Annotated in this window: 10 protein-coding genes; 2 read left to right on the top strand and 8 right to left on the bottom strand. The window is 57.5% G+C overall.

The annotated features are described in order from the left end of the window. Positions 1-68: 68 nt before the first annotated feature. The 6 genes from KEC45_RS01805 to KEC45_RS01780 all read right to left on the bottom strand — a co-directional run bounded on the left by KEC45_RS01805 (position 69) and on the right by KEC45_RS01780 (position 11,693). Complete coding sequence (locus KEC45_RS01805; RefSeq protein ID WP_252171403.1) at positions 69-1,427, bottom strand: MFS transporter; 1,359 nt, start codon at positions 1,425-1,427, stop codon at positions 69-71. Between the two features lie 188 nt (positions 1,428-1,615). Next, on the bottom strand, positions 1,616-3,094 hold the full coding sequence (locus KEC45_RS01800) for an alpha/beta hydrolase (protein ID WP_252171402.1): 1,479 nt from the start codon (positions 3,092-3,094) through the stop codon (positions 1,616-1,618). A 96-nt stretch (positions 3,095-3,190) separates the two neighbouring features. Then, on the bottom strand, positions 3,191-5,299 hold the full coding sequence (locus KEC45_RS01795) for a CocE/NonD family hydrolase (RefSeq protein WP_252171401.1): 2,109 nt from the start codon (positions 5,297-5,299) through the stop codon (positions 3,191-3,193). Between the two features lie 61 nt (positions 5,300-5,360). Next, positions 5,361-7,403, bottom strand: coding sequence for a CocE/NonD family hydrolase (locus tag KEC45_RS01790; protein WP_252171400.1), 2,043 nt, complete (start codon positions 7,401-7,403; stop codon positions 5,361-5,363). A 451-nt stretch (positions 7,404-7,854) separates the two neighbouring features. Beyond that, the gene (locus KEC45_RS01785) at positions 7,855-9,225 is read right to left on the bottom strand and encodes a tetratricopeptide repeat-containing sulfotransferase family protein (protein ID WP_252171399.1); all 1,371 of its coding nucleotides are present in this window, start codon (positions 9,223-9,225) and stop codon (positions 7,855-7,857) included. Next, positions 9,222-11,693 (bottom strand): TonB-dependent receptor, encoded by a 2,472-nt coding sequence (locus tag KEC45_RS01780; protein ID WP_252171398.1) that lies wholly within the window; start codon positions 11,691-11,693, stop codon positions 9,222-9,224. Before KEC45_RS01780 ends, KEC45_RS01785 begins: the two co-directional genes overlap by 4 nt. Before the next feature lie 125 nt (positions 11,694-11,818). On the opposite strand from KEC45_RS01780, the gene KEC45_RS01775 reads away from it, so the two are divergent. Beyond that, positions 11,819-12,973 (top strand): aromatic ring-hydroxylating dioxygenase subunit alpha, encoded by a 1,155-nt coding sequence (locus KEC45_RS01775; RefSeq protein ID WP_252171397.1) that lies wholly within the window; start codon positions 11,819-11,821, stop codon positions 12,971-12,973. On the opposite strand, the gene KEC45_RS01770 is transcribed toward KEC45_RS01775, so the two are convergent. Continuing rightward, positions 12,967-13,473: a TetR/AcrR family transcriptional regulator gene (locus KEC45_RS01770; RefSeq protein WP_252171396.1), complete on the bottom strand. Its 507-nt coding sequence runs from the start codon at positions 13,471-13,473 to the stop codon at positions 12,967-12,969. The two genes, KEC45_RS01775 and KEC45_RS01770, sit on opposite strands and share 7 nt — an antisense overlap. 391 nt (positions 13,474-13,864) lie before the next feature. Between KEC45_RS01770 and purU the strand changes: the two genes are divergently transcribed. After that, on the top strand, positions 13,865-14,704 hold the full coding sequence (gene purU, locus KEC45_RS01765; RefSeq protein ID WP_252171395.1) for a formyltetrahydrofolate deformylase: 840 nt from the start codon (positions 13,865-13,867) through the stop codon (positions 14,702-14,704). A gap of 79 nt (positions 14,705-14,783) precedes the next feature. Here the strand turns inward: purU and KEC45_RS01760 are convergent, their stop codons facing one another. Then, on the bottom strand, positions 14,784-17,513 hold the full coding sequence (locus tag KEC45_RS01760; protein WP_252171394.1) for a spermidine synthase: 2,730 nt from the start codon (positions 17,511-17,513) through the stop codon (positions 14,784-14,786). Positions 17,514-17,523: the final 10 nt, after the last annotated feature.

Genomic DNA, 17,523 nt, shown 5'->3' with positions numbered 1-17,523 from the left:
TCGAAACCAGATTGGCAACGGCGATGATCACCAACGCGCTCGCTGTTATGTATTCCTGTCATTTACCGCTAATGCCCGGCAATAACTTCGCTTGTTTCGTGGCGTTCGCCTCTGACGAAGGTGAGTGCGACAATGCTTATCAAGGGCACAGCGGCAATTGCGAAGAAGAGGCTGCTTGGCGTCCAGTCTCGAGCCATCAGAGCACCTGTCACCAACGGACTTAAAATAGATCCGAGGCGGCCGAAACTGAGAGCCCAGCCCACTCCGGTTGCACGCAATGGAGTGGGATAAAGTCCGGTCGTGTAAGCGTTCAAACACAGTTGTGCAGCAAGCACGAAAACACCTGAAATGAGCGCCATCAGTAGAGCGAAGTCCGATGCTGCAAACATGCCAAGACCAGCAATGAAGACGATTGATCCGAAATTCACGGCAATCAGAACCGGGCGGGCACTTAGGCGATCGCTCAGCAAGCCGAATGCAAGGCTGCCGAAGACACCACCGAGGTTATGCAGCATCTGGGCATAGGCCCCCGTATCCTGACTATGTCCGGCCTGTGTAAGTAGACTGGTGAGCCAACTTGCAAGGGCGAACAGGACGAACTGCGTCGCAAAGAACGTGATCCAGAGAAAAACAGTCTGCGATCCCCGACTGGCCTTGAACAGATCGGCGACGCTCCCACGAGCCACTGCCTGTTCACCGGTCGTAAGCTGCGCGTCTGCGGTCACGCGCGCTGTCGCATTAGCCTTCGTGAGCAACCCGATCGCACGCGCTCTGGCAGCAGTCGTGCCCCGCGCCGTGAGGTAGCGGGCGGACTCTGGAAGTAGCGCAAGGAGAGCGAAAACCAGGATTGCCGGGGCGATGCCTCCTGCAAAAAAGACACTTCGCCATCCGAAGTTGTTGATCAGGAATGGCGCCAGGAGACCCGCCAAAGTGCCGCCCAGAGCGTGCCCGCTGAACATCACGACCAGCAGAAAGCTGCGGTGCCTTTTCGGCATGTATTCGGCAACCAGAGCAGCGCCCAGCGGGATGGTGCCGCCGATACCGAGGCCGGTCAGCAGCCGCAGTGCCTCCAACTGCTGAATATTCTGGGCGAAAGCCGATGCGAGCGTTGCCAGGGTGACGATTACGAACATTATGATCATGACTGGTCGGCGACCAAACCGATCACCGAGCATACCCCCTATCGCCCCTCCAAGCGCCATGCCGACGAGCGAAGCCGCCAGAGCGGGCGCGAACGTCGGCAGGCTCAGGCCCCAGTCCCGTGCGACCGTCGGTGCGATCACACCAAGTGCTGTCGTATCGAACCCGTCAACGATGGCCACTAGCGTGCACAGCAGGATGAGTCTGAAATGGAAGGCGGAGAATGGCGCATCGTCTAGCACGTCGGAAACGGCTATCATGGGACGTTCGTCCTTATTCGATGCCATTCAATTTCTCCCGGTTTGCCGTCGTCGATCGCAAAAGCTGCAAGACCTCGAAACTGGTATACCACCATGCAGACCTGCGCAATCCGCATATTGACAGACTGCCGCTAATCCTAGACTTTTCGACTCATAGTACCTGCCACCACAACTCTTAGTATACCATGGGCTACCTGCACCGTCTCTGGATAGACCTACTTTAGAACCCATCTGGTTTCGGGCAGCTCATCGACACATGCCCGATCCAGCGGATCAACCGGATTCTCGAAGAACTTGACGATCATACGACCTGCGCATTCCGTATGGTTCAGCAGAACGAAGTGAAAGGTCAGCGGAAACTCGACGATCCGCGACTTGGTGAAGTTGCTTGCGGTCTCCTCACTCTGAAACGGGGGCGTAACCAGGTCCAGTTGACCAGCAAGAAACAGGGCCGGCGTATCCGACCGGGCCACTGCAATCGTAGCAGGATGGCTCATGCTGAAGCCCATTCTGGGGCAGAACCTGGCCCAATCATAGCTTTCGAACGCCGTCATCCTGGCGCCCGAAACTACTGCTGGGGCCAGTTTACGGGTCGGGAAGGCGCCGGTGCCGGGACGATCTATGCGAGGAAACTCATCGCGGCAGACCGAACTCGGCCAGGTGAAGGCCGGATCCTTCCCACCACTATTGGCTTCCGGGTTGGCGAGGCCCCGCCAGGCAAGCAAGTCGCCCTTGGCAGCGCGCTCTACCGCCAACGGAATTTTGCCCCGCAGGTCCGGATGGGCCAGCGCCAGTCTGATCTGATCGAGGAACTCCACGTTGGAGACCCTGCGACCTTCGATCAGACGGGGACGGCGTTCCAAGCTAGTGGCCGCCTTGCCCAGATTGGCTTCGAACCGGGGGAAGGCTGCGGCGCATTCCGGCGCGGCCGCGCATTCGCTGATCAACTCGACCAGCGGCTGGAGCACGAAAGCCTTGTCGAAAGAATTGGATTCAACACCTGACATGCCGTCCAGTACGATGGCGCTGATGGCCGCACCGTCAATGGCATTGAGGCGCTGCGCGATCGTAGTGCCATAAGAGACGCCATAGACGTTCCAGCGATCGATGCCGAGTGCGAGCCGCAGATCCCGCAGATCCTGCGCGGCCTCGTAGGCGCCGTAGGCGTTGATATCCATGCGTGCCGCCAGGCTCTTGCGGCAGGTTTCGACCTTGGCCGGATCAACCTTGGGGTTTGCTGCCTCCAAGCCTTCGGGGAATTCCAGGCACGACATGTCGGGACGCCCCCAAGGGGTAGAACCGCGATGGTCGACGTAGATGACCGTATCCTTAAGCGACAGGAACCGTGCCATGCCCGGTTGCCGCTTCAGGTTCTTGAGGCCCGAGCCATTGCCGCCCATCACGAACAGGATCGGAGCGCGACCCGGGGTCGGCTGTTCGGGCTGGACCACGGCGAAATGGACCCTCACCGTTCGACCATCGGCCCGTACCCGGTTCTCGGGAACCTCGATCATTCCGCATTGCACGCGCCCGGCAAGCACCGGCGCGACCTCGATCGGACAGGATGCGGGTGCGACAGCACGCTGGGGAATGTTCACAGTCTCCGCCCTGCCAACCTGGGCGAGTCCAGCTAGTGCGAGGGTCAAACCTCCGAACAGCCAAGGCTTCCACCGCAGATGATTTATCTTGAGCATCGCTTCATTCCTCTTGGATCCACAGTGGAGTCTTGTTCATGGCTCGAACGATCCTCTTGAATTACGCGCCGAACCATTTTGTACATTCGCTTTCGATCAGTTTCCGTTACGTGGAATTCGGTTGAACCAGCGGCGCGCAAACAGCTTCTCACCGTTCAGCGTGGCCTCGATCCCTTCCTCGACGATGAATTCGCGAGGCGAGCTCGTCATCGTGGTTTCGACGCGGACTAGAGCTTTCCAGTCCTCGCGCTCGGAGCCGCCTTCGGATGAGAAGGCGATACGATAGGAGTTGACATCGCCCTCGCTAACGGTCGCGTCTATCGAAAGCCCGTCCCCGATGCGCATTCCGATAGGTTTCAGGAGCTCAAGTTCCAGGGGCAGCGTAGCTTTGAACACGCCCCGACGATTGCCTGCCGTACCTTCGACCTTTGCTGGTCGCTCGATTTGTGATTCGCCTTGGGGGGTCCTGTCCGCATGCTCAGGCAACGGGGCGATGGGCATGCTCGCTTCACTGCGCCTCGCGGGACGGATCGGCAGATCGAGCTTCGATATGCCCGTAACCACTTGCAGGTTCACTGCCTCGGGAGTCGGCCAAACTATTGGCCATTGGTTCTGCGAGACCGAGAGACGAATTCTCGATCCCTTCTTCACACGCCGCGAAGTGTGATTGAGCACCAACACTTGTGCATGTTCCACTCCCGGTGCGATAGGCAGAAACGCCGTGTGATCGGCATTGTGTGCAAGGTTACGGACTCCATAGGTTAAAAGCCAGGAGCGACCATCAGGCGTGACTTCGTTCAGCCTCGCCGAAATCTTGGCCACGGCCTTGTCTGAGACGAACCTCAGCTGGAGCACCGGTTGTCCAACGATATCGATGTCCTGCGCAAGAGGAGCTGTTTCGAAAATTAACGAGCGATCATCGTCAACCGATTGTTCGCTCGGCGCTTGCGACGCCATATCCATCGGCGAAAGCAGGGGAATGTTGGTCCCGATTGTGACATCGCCTGGGACATCGCGTTTATCCCGGCGCATTTGGCGGCGGCTAAGCGAGCCGTCGGCACCCAGAACATAATTAGCTGCTTGCGATCTTGCCGGCGGCCAAGTCTCGTCGGCAACCCAGCGGCCGGGAATGTCGCCGGGATAGCGTTGCGCCGTGGTCGCCTCGGCTACGTACGAGCGCAACATTGGTTCGTCCATAATTCCGTTATCATGACCGTTGAGCCAGTGATCCCACCATCGCGTCTCCTCGACAGCCCAGTCGATCTTTGGTCCAGGATCACCGCCGTGCGGCCATTGGTGCCCCCAAGGGCCGATTATTCCCTTGCGCGGACTTGAGAGTCGCTCGAGCACGCGGGGCACGGTGTTGATGTACGAATCTTCGAGCCCGCCGACCGCGTAAACGGCACATTTTACCTTCGAATAGTCGGTGAGAATTCGGTTGCGCCAATATTGGTCCACCAGCTGGTGGCGCATCCATTCGGAAACGAGTGGAAGTTGAGCCTCCAGCCTTTCGAGCCACATGTCCTGCCAACGATCCCCGACTATGGCGGGATCGGGCGGATTGGTCATAACCCGCTTCCAGAGGGTGCCCCAAATGACCTGCTCGTTAATGATACAGCCGCCCAGCGTGTGCACGTCGTCGGTGTAGCCGTTTTCGGTTCCCATCGCCGCGACTATGGCCTTAAGTTCAGGGATTCCTTTGGCCGCGGCCTGATATGCAGTAATCGCGCTATAAGATATTCCCCGCATCCCTACATTGCCATTGCACCAGGGCTGCTGCGATATCCACCGTATGACGGGACCAGCATCGGCCTGTTCCGGAAGGTCATATTCGTTGACGATAATCCCGCCAGATTCGCCCGTACCGCGAACATCGACCCTGACCAGCGCGAAGCCTCGAGGAACCAACCATGCGGCCGTCCGGTCGTCGCCGCGCCGCGGCCCTCTTCGCTTGGTGTAGCCATGATAATCGAGAATGGCCCCTACAGGTTTTGTTTCCGCATCTTGGGGCAAGAGGATGCGCGCAGCCAGTTTCACTCCGTCAGGCATTTCGATCCAAGTATTCTCTATGACTCTGATCTTACGCTCGGCAGGCGGCACCCACACGGCTGTATCGGCCCAGGCTGGTCTGTACCAACCGCCAATCGCGGCGAATGCACCAACCGTGGCGATAAATTCCCTCCTGCTTCCTCTCAACCCCGACATGTCCTATTCCCTCCTCGCAAAGCCTAGCCTTGCGCCCTGACCGAGAACCAAATCGGTCGTCCTATTGGAAGTCGCGCGGGACGCGTTCCTTCCACTCCCGCTCACGCACAACCTTGCCGTCCTTCAGAAGCTGTCGGACATGCTGATAATAAAGGGCTTCGGCATCGCTCTTAAGCTCGGTCGTTCCGCGCCATTCGACGTCATGCCCCTGCCATTTGCTTTTCATGAACGATCGGCCAACAAAGCTGGCTTTCGCGGGATCATCATCGGCAACGGAATATTCGACTGATACGTCCTCCCCGTCAGGGCTGGCCCACTGATAACCGCGTGTGACGGTCGTCGTCCGCTTCAGATCGTCACGCAGGATTTGACTTCTGACCGGGCCGTTCCAGGTCGTTTTAGCATGGCCGCTGCCTGCTGCTTCCGCTTCAGCCACTGTTAGATTGCGGCTAGCCACGTCAACCGCCGCATTTTCGGCAGATTCGGGCGCTTGCGGCGGAATGACCGGCAGCGCGAGCGTCGAGCCGCCCTCCCCCACGCCGAGCGTCATCACCAGCGGCTTCGCCGACGGCCAATAGGACGGGAACAGGGCATTGGAGACCGAAATGCGCATGCGGTGACCAGGTTGGAAGATCCATGAGGTGGCGTAAAGTTTCACTTCCAAGGGATACCGGGTTCCGGGCACGAGTGGCTCCGGCTCGACAGATGATTGGCGTTGTGCGCCGTTCAACGCCCCGCCCGTGACCAGCGTTGTGGTCCCGTCAGGGGCTACGTCGGATAGCTTCACGAACCAGTTCGCATGATCGACATCGACTGAGGACAGCAGCGACGCGACCGGAGAGCCAAGAATCTGCAATTCACTCGTCAGCGGCGAGCTTTCATAGACGAGCGCTGTCGCGTCGCCCTCGCGCTGATCCGGAGACACATCGATCCAGCCCAGTCCTGCGCCGACCCCCGTACTGGCAATCATGCGCAATCGGTGATCCGAAGTCGGCCCCGCAATAGGCGCTAGGGCGTGGCTCTCGGTCAAAGAGAATATCTGCGGCCGGATGGGCGCATTGTTCCAGCGCGTAATCGAGCGCCACTCGCCAGGGATTTGCGAGCGCGAAATGATCGGGCGGTAGGGGCGCCGCATGAAGACACTCACTTGCGGCTTTTCAAGCACGCCGTTCTGCTTGCCCTTCAGGAAGTAATCCCACCAATCGAGTGTTACTCGTCCAAGATCGGCGGTCGGCCCGGGATAATCCGAGCTGTGATTCCAGGGGCCGATCACCACCCGCACAGGCCCGTTCGAGTTTTCCAAAGCGCGAATGGCCGCGTTTCGATAGGGATCATGCCACGCTCCGACCATCATTGTCGGCACATCACCTGCAGATGGATTAAGATCACGGCGCAAGCCGCGGTGCCAGAACTCGCCGTCCCGCTGTTGCCGCAGAAATGTAAGGCTCATCGGCTGCTGGTCGAACCGGTTTCGCAGGATTTCCTCATCGAACGGATCCTGATCCGGCGGTGTCACAAATAGCATGCTGTCGGCAGCAACGGTGTAGTCGTCCATGTGCAAAATGCCGGATGGAAAGCGCACATCCTCTGAATATGTGTTTTCCGTCGCCATAAATGTGACAATGGCTTTGAGGGCGGGCGGCTTCTTTGCGCCAACAAGCATGGCAGTGAACCCGCTCCACGACGTTCCGAACATACCGATGCGACCGGTTGACCAGGATTGACTGGAAAGCCAGTTCACCACTTCGAGCGTATCGTCGAGCTCGGCCATGGAGTATTCCCGGTCAGCGAGCTTGCCTTCGCTGCCACCTGTCCCTCGAATGCTGAGATAGGCCACAACATACCCTGCGTTGACATACTCAGCATACCAAGGGCGCCCAAAGCTGCCGCAAGGATTTGCATATCCATCAACGGTAAGAAGAACCGGAAATCTCTGCTTCGGTCGCACTGTGGGAGGTCTGGCAATGCAAATTTGCAATTGGACGCCATCCTTCATGACAATTTTCTCTTGAGAGAATTTGCCTTGACGGGCTTCTGTAGCGCTTGCAGGCCATGCTGCTAGGAAGGTGTAAGTTGCCACGAGGCCCAGAATTTGCCCGCTCATTGAACGAAGGAATCGCTGCGCCAATCCGATCCGTTCTACTACTGGGAGGCACTGGTGTCGGTCACTCTCGCGATCGGCGAACGCTGTTCCTCCCTCCATTTTCTGTCCTCCCTCCATTTTCTGTCCTCCATCCAAATGGGGGCCGAATCACCCTGCCCGAGCCGAAACCATACAGTTCTGTATTGTATTGCCAAGCGCAATGAATTGGGCATCGTCTGGATTTAGGGATTAGTGATCCAGAGCCCCCTCATTGGTGTCAAATCTCAAAGGGTCGGTGCAACAACTAAGCCACGCCCCGCAAGTGCTCACCGCATTCGAAGGAGTTTGCTGAGTGTAGAGAAGTTTCCGACGGGTCTCCTGCCTGATCGCCGGGGTTCCCGCTCGATCAAAGCCGCATGAGCTGAAAAAAAGACAGCGAGCCAACGTCTGCCACCGCCCGTTAAACAGGACGTCATTCTGTTACGAGGCCTTCTGCCAGCATCGCCTTGCGCATCGGCTCCAGATAGGGCGCAAAATCGCGCCATCCGCTCAACCCTCTCGTATGAATGGGCTCCCTGATCTGGGCCGCGCTGTGCGAGGTGTTCGCAGTTGACCCCTTGTGCGGTGACAGGCAATCTTCATTCCAGTCGAGGCCGCAGGCAGCGACGAGTTCGCGGATGCCGGTTGTCGGATCGCGCACCAAATCGTCATAAAAAACATGGTGAATCCTGCCGGGCAGTTCGCGGCTCCAGTGGTCCATCAGGCTATGGAATGCCGCGATGTAGCGTCCAAGCTCAACCTGATCATAGGAAAAAGGATAGCCTTGTACGAACAGCGTCTTGAACATGCCCCAGCCCACCGCAAGTGGCGGCTTGTGGACATGTACGATGCGCGCACGTGGCAAAGCTTTGGCGATGAGCCCGATGTAAAGATAATTGAGCGGCAGTTTGTCGATAATATGCAGTGACGGGTCCCGGCCTGCCGAAGCGAGCGCGTGATAGAACTCACCCAACATGACTGGTTCCAGCGTCTTGCTGAACGGGATCAAGGCATGTTTGCCGCCCCCCCTGAATCCACTCACTTTTGCGCAATGCTCCAGCGCGCGCGCGAAGGCAGACATCTCTCCACCAGATACGACGTCGGGATGAGCTTCAAGAATGCGCTCTACCAGGGTCGTCCCCGAGCGCGGCAGGCCAAGGACAAAGATCGGCGCAGCACCGGAAAAGCCCTCGCCCATCGACGCCAAGGTGGAACTAGTAAAGGTGCTGCGAATCGCCGCAAGTGCGGCGAGATCATCGTCAATGTCATAATCCAGATGGCATCGCCGCAACTTGGTGGCTGCGTCCAGGGCAGCAAAGGCCTGGGCAACATGACCAAGGTCTTCCCGCTCTTTCGCAAGCGCATAAAGTAGCCGCATTCGATGCTGCCAAGCCGGGTGATCACCGCCCAGTGCTGTCTCGATCTGCGCAATGTGATTGCGAGCGCTTGTTTGGCGCCTGAGATGACTACGATTCAACCACGCTTCGCTATCTGCAGGGTCAACAGCTATGACGGCATCATAGTCCTTTTCGGCAGATTCCAGCTCACCAAGAAAGCGAGCCGTCGCCGCGCGATTGAAACGCACGCCGATTAAACCGGGTTCATGGTTGAGCGCCTGATCATAAAAGCTAATCGCCAGATAATAACCGCCAGCAGCCGATGCTAAATCACCTGCGGTCGCTGCTACCCGTGCGTCTGCTGCAAGGATTTCGAACGATTGCGTGAGGTAGGCGATGGCCAGATCGGGCCGTTCGCTGGCGAGGGCGTTGCGCGCCTTTTCCAGTACGGCCCGATCCGCGCTCACTTTCGTAACGTCAAGCGAATTCCCACTGTACGAGGCCGTGCGATATAGTCGCCCCGATACAACGCCCGGATGTTTGGCGGCGTGAGATTGTTTCCCGCGGATTTGGCAGAGATTCCATCAACGTCAAAAAGGTTCGTTGCAAACACTTGCATGCGCAGCGCCGAACTCCAGTCATAGGCGACCGACATGTTCGTCATTGCGAATCCGTCGAGCCTAGCAAATCCCGGCGAATTGGGGTCGAGGCTCGACAACACATCCCCGCGAAGGTTCACATCAGCGTGGATATCTATGGTCCGATCGCGATCACTGCCAAACGGAATTGCTACATCAATGGCCGCCCCAACTTGATGCCGAGCAGATCCCGGCAGCCGGGTGCCCGCAGGAGCCGTAAAATTGCGCCCACCAAAGGCAATTGGACCAATGGCTTCGGTCGTCTTGGCATCGGTATAGGCGTAGGAAATCGATGCCGTGACCATCGAGCTCGGGCGCAACTGAGCCTCGAATTCTATCCCTTGCGATCTGGCACGGTTACCGTTGACCACGGTGGGAGTACCGGCCCGCGATCCAATTTCGATCTGGATATCGCTCCAGTCAATGCGAAAGGCAGCGAGCGAATAGCTAACAGCACGATCTAACAGCTGCCCTTTGATACCTAGTTCATAATTATTAGCGCTATCTGGACCATAGTTAAGGAAGGTACCTGGATCACATGCAGGACAAGACCGAGGCCCGATGGGATAAGCGTTGGCGCCGCCCGAGCGGAAGCCCTGGCTAAAGGTAAAATATGTCAACTGCTCGCCAAATTCGTAAGACGCATTTCCTTTAACAATTACCTTGGTGTCCGATCGCGAGCCGGAACCTTGTGACGTACCGTTTGCTAGATAGTTGGGATCGCTAGACGCACCATCACCGCCAAAAAACCCCAATGTGGGAAAAGTCTGAACTGTGCTCTGCCGGAATTTCTGATTAAATACACGAATCCCGCCCGTAAATGAAAGGGCTGGTGTCGCATGCCAAGAAAATTCACCGAAGCCCGCCAGTTCCTCAAAACGTACTCGACGATCAAAAGTAAAAGAAGTGTCGGGTGGATTCAGCGAACCAGGTCGGATCCCGCCAAAGTAAAGTTCCACATCGTTGGCATATGTATCGAGAAACACGCCGCTTCCGGGGAGTATCGAATAAGCGGCAAGTCCCGGCACGGTCGAGAACGCGTACGTGCTCTGCTTCCGGTTCTGGTAATAACCGCCAATCACATATTCGAACGTGTCGCTATCTTTCGAAACCAGACGCAGCTCTTGTACAAACGATCGATCTTTTACGATATCGTAGTTCGTTGTCGAAGCCCTTGGATAATTCCCGTAATATTGGATGAATGCGTTGGAAGTCTGGGAGTTGTCAAACAGGTCGTCGGAACGGCTGCGGGAATAGGATGTCGCGGACGTCAGTGTCGCAAATCCGAAATCGACTGTCCCGGTAAGCGATGCAAGATCGATATCCGTATCAATTGGGCTTACCGGGATAAGCTGACGGTTTTCATAGCCGGAATTGCCGGTGCGGAACGGGAAAGCGTTTGCCTTGGTGTTCTGGTGAAGATAGCTCGCCTCGATGTCCACGGCATCGGTGGGCTGCCAGCGCAACGCGGCGCGGGCGAACCAGATTTTCGCCCAGTCAATGTCCTTGATTGCCCGGGTCACGGCCGGGCTGGTCAGGGGGCTTGCCGGATTGGCCAGCACAACCTGCGCTTCCGGATTGAACCTGATATCCTTGTCATAAACATAGGCATTGGTCGCGTTGATAATCCCGGCCTGATACTCGTAGCCCCCATTTAGGCGCAGGGCTAACGTGGAACCGATGGGGACGTTCAGCATGGCATCAGCGTCATAGCCAGCTTTGCCAGCATGTCGCGTCGTCGATGCGGCGAGATTCGCTTCATAATCGAAGTTGCCAATGTCGGGGCGATTGCGGATCAACCGAATTGTACCGCCAACCGACCCCGCGCCGAACAACGTGCCCTGCGGCCCGCGCAAAACTTCGACGCGGGCAATGTCGCTCAGCTTGAGGTTCGCAAAAACAGGGATGTCGTCGATATAGGTCGATGTCGCAGAACTTCCGAGCTTTGGAAACGATGTTCCACCCCCGCCAATCGCGTCAGTCGATACGCCGCGAATGATGAAGTTGTTGTTCGAGCCGTTGGCACGCGGCCCATAGTCAACCGCAATCAGACCGGGTGTGCTGTTCCGCAACCCAGCAAGATCGGTGATGTTAGCCTTCTCCAGCGTATCTGCTGAGATCGCGCTGATGTTGTAAGGGATTTCGAGGACGGTCTCTGCCCGTCGGGTGGCAGTGACCACAATCTCGTCGGCCTGCAATGAGCCGCTGCGATCAGCCTCTTGAGCGCTCGCAGATTGCGGATGCATCATCACTGCGAGACTTGCAGTCTGCAGCAAAATTGACCGCTTGAATCTCATCAATTCCTCCCCTTTTTGACCTCAGCATTTTAACGGCATCGAATCAAAACCATACAGAACTGTATTGTATTGAAGGCCCATTGGCAATATGGAAAGTAGCCCATTCGGATTCGCGAGAGGTCATGATGAGTCAGTTTGTATCTTCAGCCATGAAGGCGTCTTTGCCATTCCGGTGTTACACAGAACCAGCGTTCTTCGAGCGGGAACGCAGCGCACTCTTTAGCCGGGAATGGGTGTGTGTAGCGCGTTGCGAAGACGTATCAGAACCCGGCAACGCTATCGTAGTGCCGGTCCTTGGAGAAAGCGTGATTGTCGGGCGTCTCGAAGACGGCAGCCTGCGCGCGCACCAGAATATCTGCCGTCACCGCGGATCAAAGCTTTGTGGTGACGATTCGAAATGGGGGGTTACCCTCAACGGGGGGATTGACCGGGGCTTCATTCGCTGCCCCTATCATCAATGGACCTACGGTTTCGACGGCGCGCTGATCAATGCACCTCACCTGACTAAATCGGACGATTTCAATGTGAAAGATTTCAGTCTGATCCCGGTTGGTATCGCAACCTGGGGCGGGTTCATCTTCTTGAGACTGCGCCCGGAGCTTGGGGAAGAGATACCAAGGGCACTTGGGGTTGCTGATATTGGTCTCGCTCCGAAACGGCTCGCAAATTATCCGCTGGACCGACTACAGACCGCGCATACCATCAAATATGAGGTTGCCGCGAACTGGAAGGTCATCGCCGAAAACTACAATGAATGTTATCACTGCAGCGGTGTCCATCCGGAACTTTGCGAGATTGTGCCGGCATTCCGCAAGAAGGGTGGTCTCGAACTCGACTGGGAAAATGGTGTACCCCATCGCGAAGGAGCCTGGACCTACACGTTCACCGGCACTACGTCCCGCAAGCCGTTCGCAGGGCTCGACGAATTCGAGTTGATTCGGCACAAAGGCGAACTCGTCTATCCGAACATGATGCTTTCAATGAGCGCAGAACATGGCGCCGCCTTCATCCTCTGGCCTATCGCAGCCGAAAAGACGATTGTCGAATGCCGCTTTCTCTTCGATCCGGAGGAGATTTCCCAACCCGATTTCAACGGTTCCGACGCGATCGACTTCTGGGACATCACGAACCGCCAGGATTGGGCAGTCTGCGAACGCGTCCAGCAGGGTATGAGCATGGGAGCCCTCGAACATGGCTGGTATGCACCAATGGAAGACGACAGCCTCGACATCCGCAAATACCTTGCTGACAGATTGGGGGCTGGAGACATAAGTCAGTAGAGCAGTACCTTGTCGTAGAGCGCTCCGAGGCGCTTGCGCTCGGCGCTGCTTTCGCGGATGCCAAGGGTGTAGTAGCCTACCTGATGATAATAGATGATGCGACCGCGGACCTCCGCTTCGTCGCCCGTGAAGCCATAAGATTTGAACATCTCCGCAAAGGCAGCAACTCTAATGTCGTCGATGCGGTGCACAGCTTCCGCAACGTTGGGATCGGTTCGTGCCCAGTCACGGATTGCCGAATCAAATGCCGGGTCGAATTCGGTTTCGTCGATCCACAAGCGGCCGACAGTCGCATCAAAATCCTCGCGATCGGCGCGTGCGCCGGCCGCCTTGATCGCAGCCAGCATTGGTTCGGTGTTACTTGCTTCCCACAAATGCAGCAGTGCATCGAGCAGCGCGTCGCGATCTTCAAAATGCCAGTAAAAGCTGCCACGAGTTACCTTCATACGCTTTGCAAGCAAATCGACTTTTACGCCATCAATACCGCTTTCAACCAGCATAGTTTTCGCTGCATTGATCCAGTCTTCGCGACTTAAGCGCGACGAGGTCCGGTTTGAACTGGACGTTGGGGGTTTTGTCCGCCGACGCAATGTACCTGCGCTTCCTTCGCTACTCACCGCACCTCCCACCAGTCCGTACCCCGCTCAAAATTACGAACGATCAAACAACAGCCTGCCAAATTCGCATAAAGCGGGCAACCTGATGTCCCCACCTCAATCCCATCAAATTTGCGCAACGCCAGGATCTACGAGTCGCCAGTTGGCCCGCGCGCTGGCAATAGGCTCCGCAGGAGCTGAGTTCAACGCTTGCGATTTCCATACACTGCTGTATGGTCATTGAATGACCTGAGGCTGCTGTGGAAATGGCTTCGTAATCCAGATGACAAACAAAATGTTCCTTACCATTCGCTGCACTGATCGGCCAGGACTCGTCGCGGCTGTCACAGGCTTTCTTGCCGAATCCAACTTCACAATCGTGGAGTCGCACCAGCATCAGGATGCCGACGACTTTTTCATGCGGATCGTATTCAAGCCGGTGTCAGCAGCGATACCCTCGCTGCCTGAGGTTGAATCCTCTTTCGCACCTATTGCATCACGGTTCGATATGACCGCGACCTTCACAGATGCCTCAAGGAAGCCAAAGATCCTGCTGATGGTTTCGCGCTTCGGGCATTGCCTGCATGATCTGCTTCACCGCTGGCGCGCTGGCCAACTGCAAGTGGACATCCCAGCTGTTGTTTCGAACCATGAGGACATGCGCTCATTCACCGAGTGGAACGGCATCCCATATCATCACCTGCCCGTCACTCCGCAGAACAAGCCAGAACAGGAAAGAGCTCTGCTCAAGCTGGTAGAAGAAAATCACATCGATCTGGTTGTTCTGGCCCGGTACATGCAGATCTTGTCACCAGATCTTTGCGCAGTGCTCGCTGGGCGGTGTATCAACATCCATCACAGTTTTCTTCCAAGCTTCAAAGGTGCCAAACCCTATCACCAGGCCCATGCCCGGGGTGTGAAGCTCATCGGTGCGACGGCTCACTACGTTACAACCGATCTCGATGAAGGCCCGATCATCGAGCAGGACACGCGGCGCGTAAGTCATTCTCGTACCGCCGAGGAACTCACGCTTATTGGTCAGGAAGTCGAGGCCTCAGTCCTCTCGCGTGCCGTCCGCTGGCATGTCGAGCAGCGTGTCATACTGAACGGATCCCGAACGATTGTGTTTGATTGAACGGAATGAGCCCAGCAGGTTGACCACCTGTTGCGGGCTGTCCAATGCCACGTTTGTCAAGCCCCGCGTCACAGTTTCCTTATCTTTGCGCAACGCCGTCAAGTGCGGCAATGGCGCGCTGGCGGATCGGTGACGACTCCAGCCTCTCAAGGGCGGCCTTTAACGCCTCCGAACGGCGCGCTTCGAGAATCCTGCCCCGCGACTGGCGAGCCATGACGGCAAAAGCGAGCGCAGTTTCCACCAGCATCGCATGATCGCCGATCACTTGCGCAAGAGTGGCGCGCTGGATCAGCAGATCGGTGGTTGCCTCGACGCGCAGCGCGGCATCAACGATAGTCAGCGTTTCCTGGGCCATGGCTACACGCTGCCGAGGATCGACGGAAGCAATCCGTTCAAGGCGCCAGGCCGAGCGTAGCTGGTTTGCGGCTGCATACCCCGGTTCAACAGGAGTCACGGACGCAAGTTGCCGATCCATCCCCGCCAGCGCCGCATAATCACCAGCTGCGCCTTTCGCTCTGGCCAGCGCCACCAGCCCACTTTCCGTCACCGGCGTGAATGGTAGCAGGCCTGCCTGCGCCAGCCGCAGGCGGGAATAGTCGCTACCGGCCCGCACGCCCGCAGGCCTTTGGGTAAAGGCATCGAGTCCCGTCCGGGTCAGGATTCCCCGCCCCGGCCCTGTTTCAAAAGCCATTGAATTCCTGTCGTCGCTGATCGGAAAGGCCCCTGCAATAGCCCGTCGCACTGCTCCCTCATCAAGGAGGAGCGACCAGGCGAAATCGTCCGCATCCAGGATGCCCGCTCGATCGAGCAGCCGGACATCGGCCGGCCCGACTACAGCAAGCCCGCTCTCTGGCAATATGGGAGCATCCGAAGCCATCACGATCAAGTTGAACGGAACTGGTTCGTATACCCGGACATTGGGGAACTCAGATGCAAGCGTCGCGAGGAAAGATCGGAGTAGCCGTGGATCAACAAAGGACGCGTTCATCCATTGGACAAACACTCCATGATCGGCGAGGCGCGCCTTGGCGAGCGCAACAAACTGTCGCGTGTATAGATTCGAGGAACCCGCCGTCCAAGGATGCGATGGCTGTGACACAATGATGTCGTAGCGTTTGCCAGTGCGCAGCATTGCGTTACGTGCATCATTGTGGACGATCTTGACCCGGGCGTCAGATAGCGGATCCACCGCACGCTGCGACGCAATCCTGCGATTGGCCTCGATGATACGTTCTTCGATTTCGACAACATCTATGGTGCTGATCCACGAAGGGACCGGTTCCAGGCTGACGCCTCCGCCAAGACCGATCACCATCATTGATCTGGCCTGCGGTCGTGCGAGCGATGGAAGAATAGTCAGCCAGTGTTGATCGTTCAGGGCTGGTGGCGTACCCGCCCGCGGCACCAGTGCTTCCGGCAGCCCATCACTTCGAATAAGTACACCGTCATCACGGTCGCGCACTTCGACTGTTGCAACGCGTCCCACATTGAGCGAAACCAGATCACCGGATGTGTCTCTGTCTACGACACCGGCCTTGAGCAGCGAGTAGGGTTCCGGCACTCCAATTACGAGCCCGCCGATACTCGCAAGCGCGCCTGCTGCGAATGCATAAGTTTGTTTTGATAAATCAGAAACGGCCGCAGCAGCTAACAAAAGTAGCGTTACTGCAACAAGCAGCGTTCCGCCGAAGCCGTACGATTCCAGCAGATAATGGCCAGCCAACATAGCGCCTGCTACCGCCCCCGCAGTATTTGAGGCATAGACCACAGCCGCGCTTTTCGCAGGGTCTCCGCCTGCCGCCTCGACGAAGCGCGGATAGGCCATGCCGAAGGCAATGGCTCCCGGAAACAGAGCCAGAACCGCGAATTTCTCAGCAGCTCCCGTAACAAGGATTGCGAGATAGCCCAGCGAGGACAAGATTGCGCCGAACGTGAGCGCCATGGCTGCACTTCCCGGCTTCCGCGCAGCATAGAGCCCACCGAGCGCAAGTCCCGTCAGCCATAGGCCCAGCATGAACGCAAAGCCTTGAGTCGTCCCCCCAAAGGGAATTGCCAGCAGCCTTGTCCAGAATACCTCAAGTGCGAAAGTAGCGATCCCGGACAGAAACGCCGCAACCAGCACCCGTTGATCAGGCGAAGCAGCGGTTCCCGCATCGTGCTTCTTTTCGGGGCCGTTGGAGCGCAGGTGGCGCCAAGCCAAGACCGCGGCCACAATATTGGCCGCTGCAGCCAACTGGCTGGCCACAGTCAGTCCCAAAGACGGTAGCAGTAGGAAGCCTGCCAGCATCGCTCCTGCCGCTGCGCCGAACGTATTCAGCGCATAGAGGCCAGCGACATCGTCCACACCGCAGCGCACCGCGCGCACCAGAATTGGCAGCGTGGCTCCCATGGCGATGGTCGGTGGTGCAAAGGCCGCTGCAACGATCGTAAGATAGACCCAGAACTGGGCCCAACCTGCATCAGGCGGCAAATGCGCTCCGCTCGACAACAGTGCGATCAGCAGCGTCTGCAACAGAGGAAATAGCAGAGGAACGGCGATGGCCCAGACCGCAATAAACAGCTCTAGAAACGCGTAGCGTCTGCCTGCATCGACGCCAGAATTGAGCCAGCGCGCGGCCATCCAACCACCCAGCGCAAGACCGCCGAGAAAGCTGGCCAGCATGATCGCGACGGCGCTTTGAGCCGTTCCAATCGCCACCGCCATCTTGTGGGTCCAGACGACCTGGTAAACCAGCGCTGCCATGCCAGACAACGCCATGCAGATAGCCGCGACGACGTACTTCGGATCTCTCTTTCTTGCGATGCTCATTCCAGCCCCG

Source organism: Sphingopyxis sp. USTB-05 (assembly GCF_023822045.1).
GTDB lineage: Bacteria > Pseudomonadota > Alphaproteobacteria > Sphingomonadales > Sphingomonadaceae > Sphingopyxis.
Note: the sequence above shows the minus strand (reverse complement) of the source record. Positions and strands in the feature narration are given on the sequence as shown.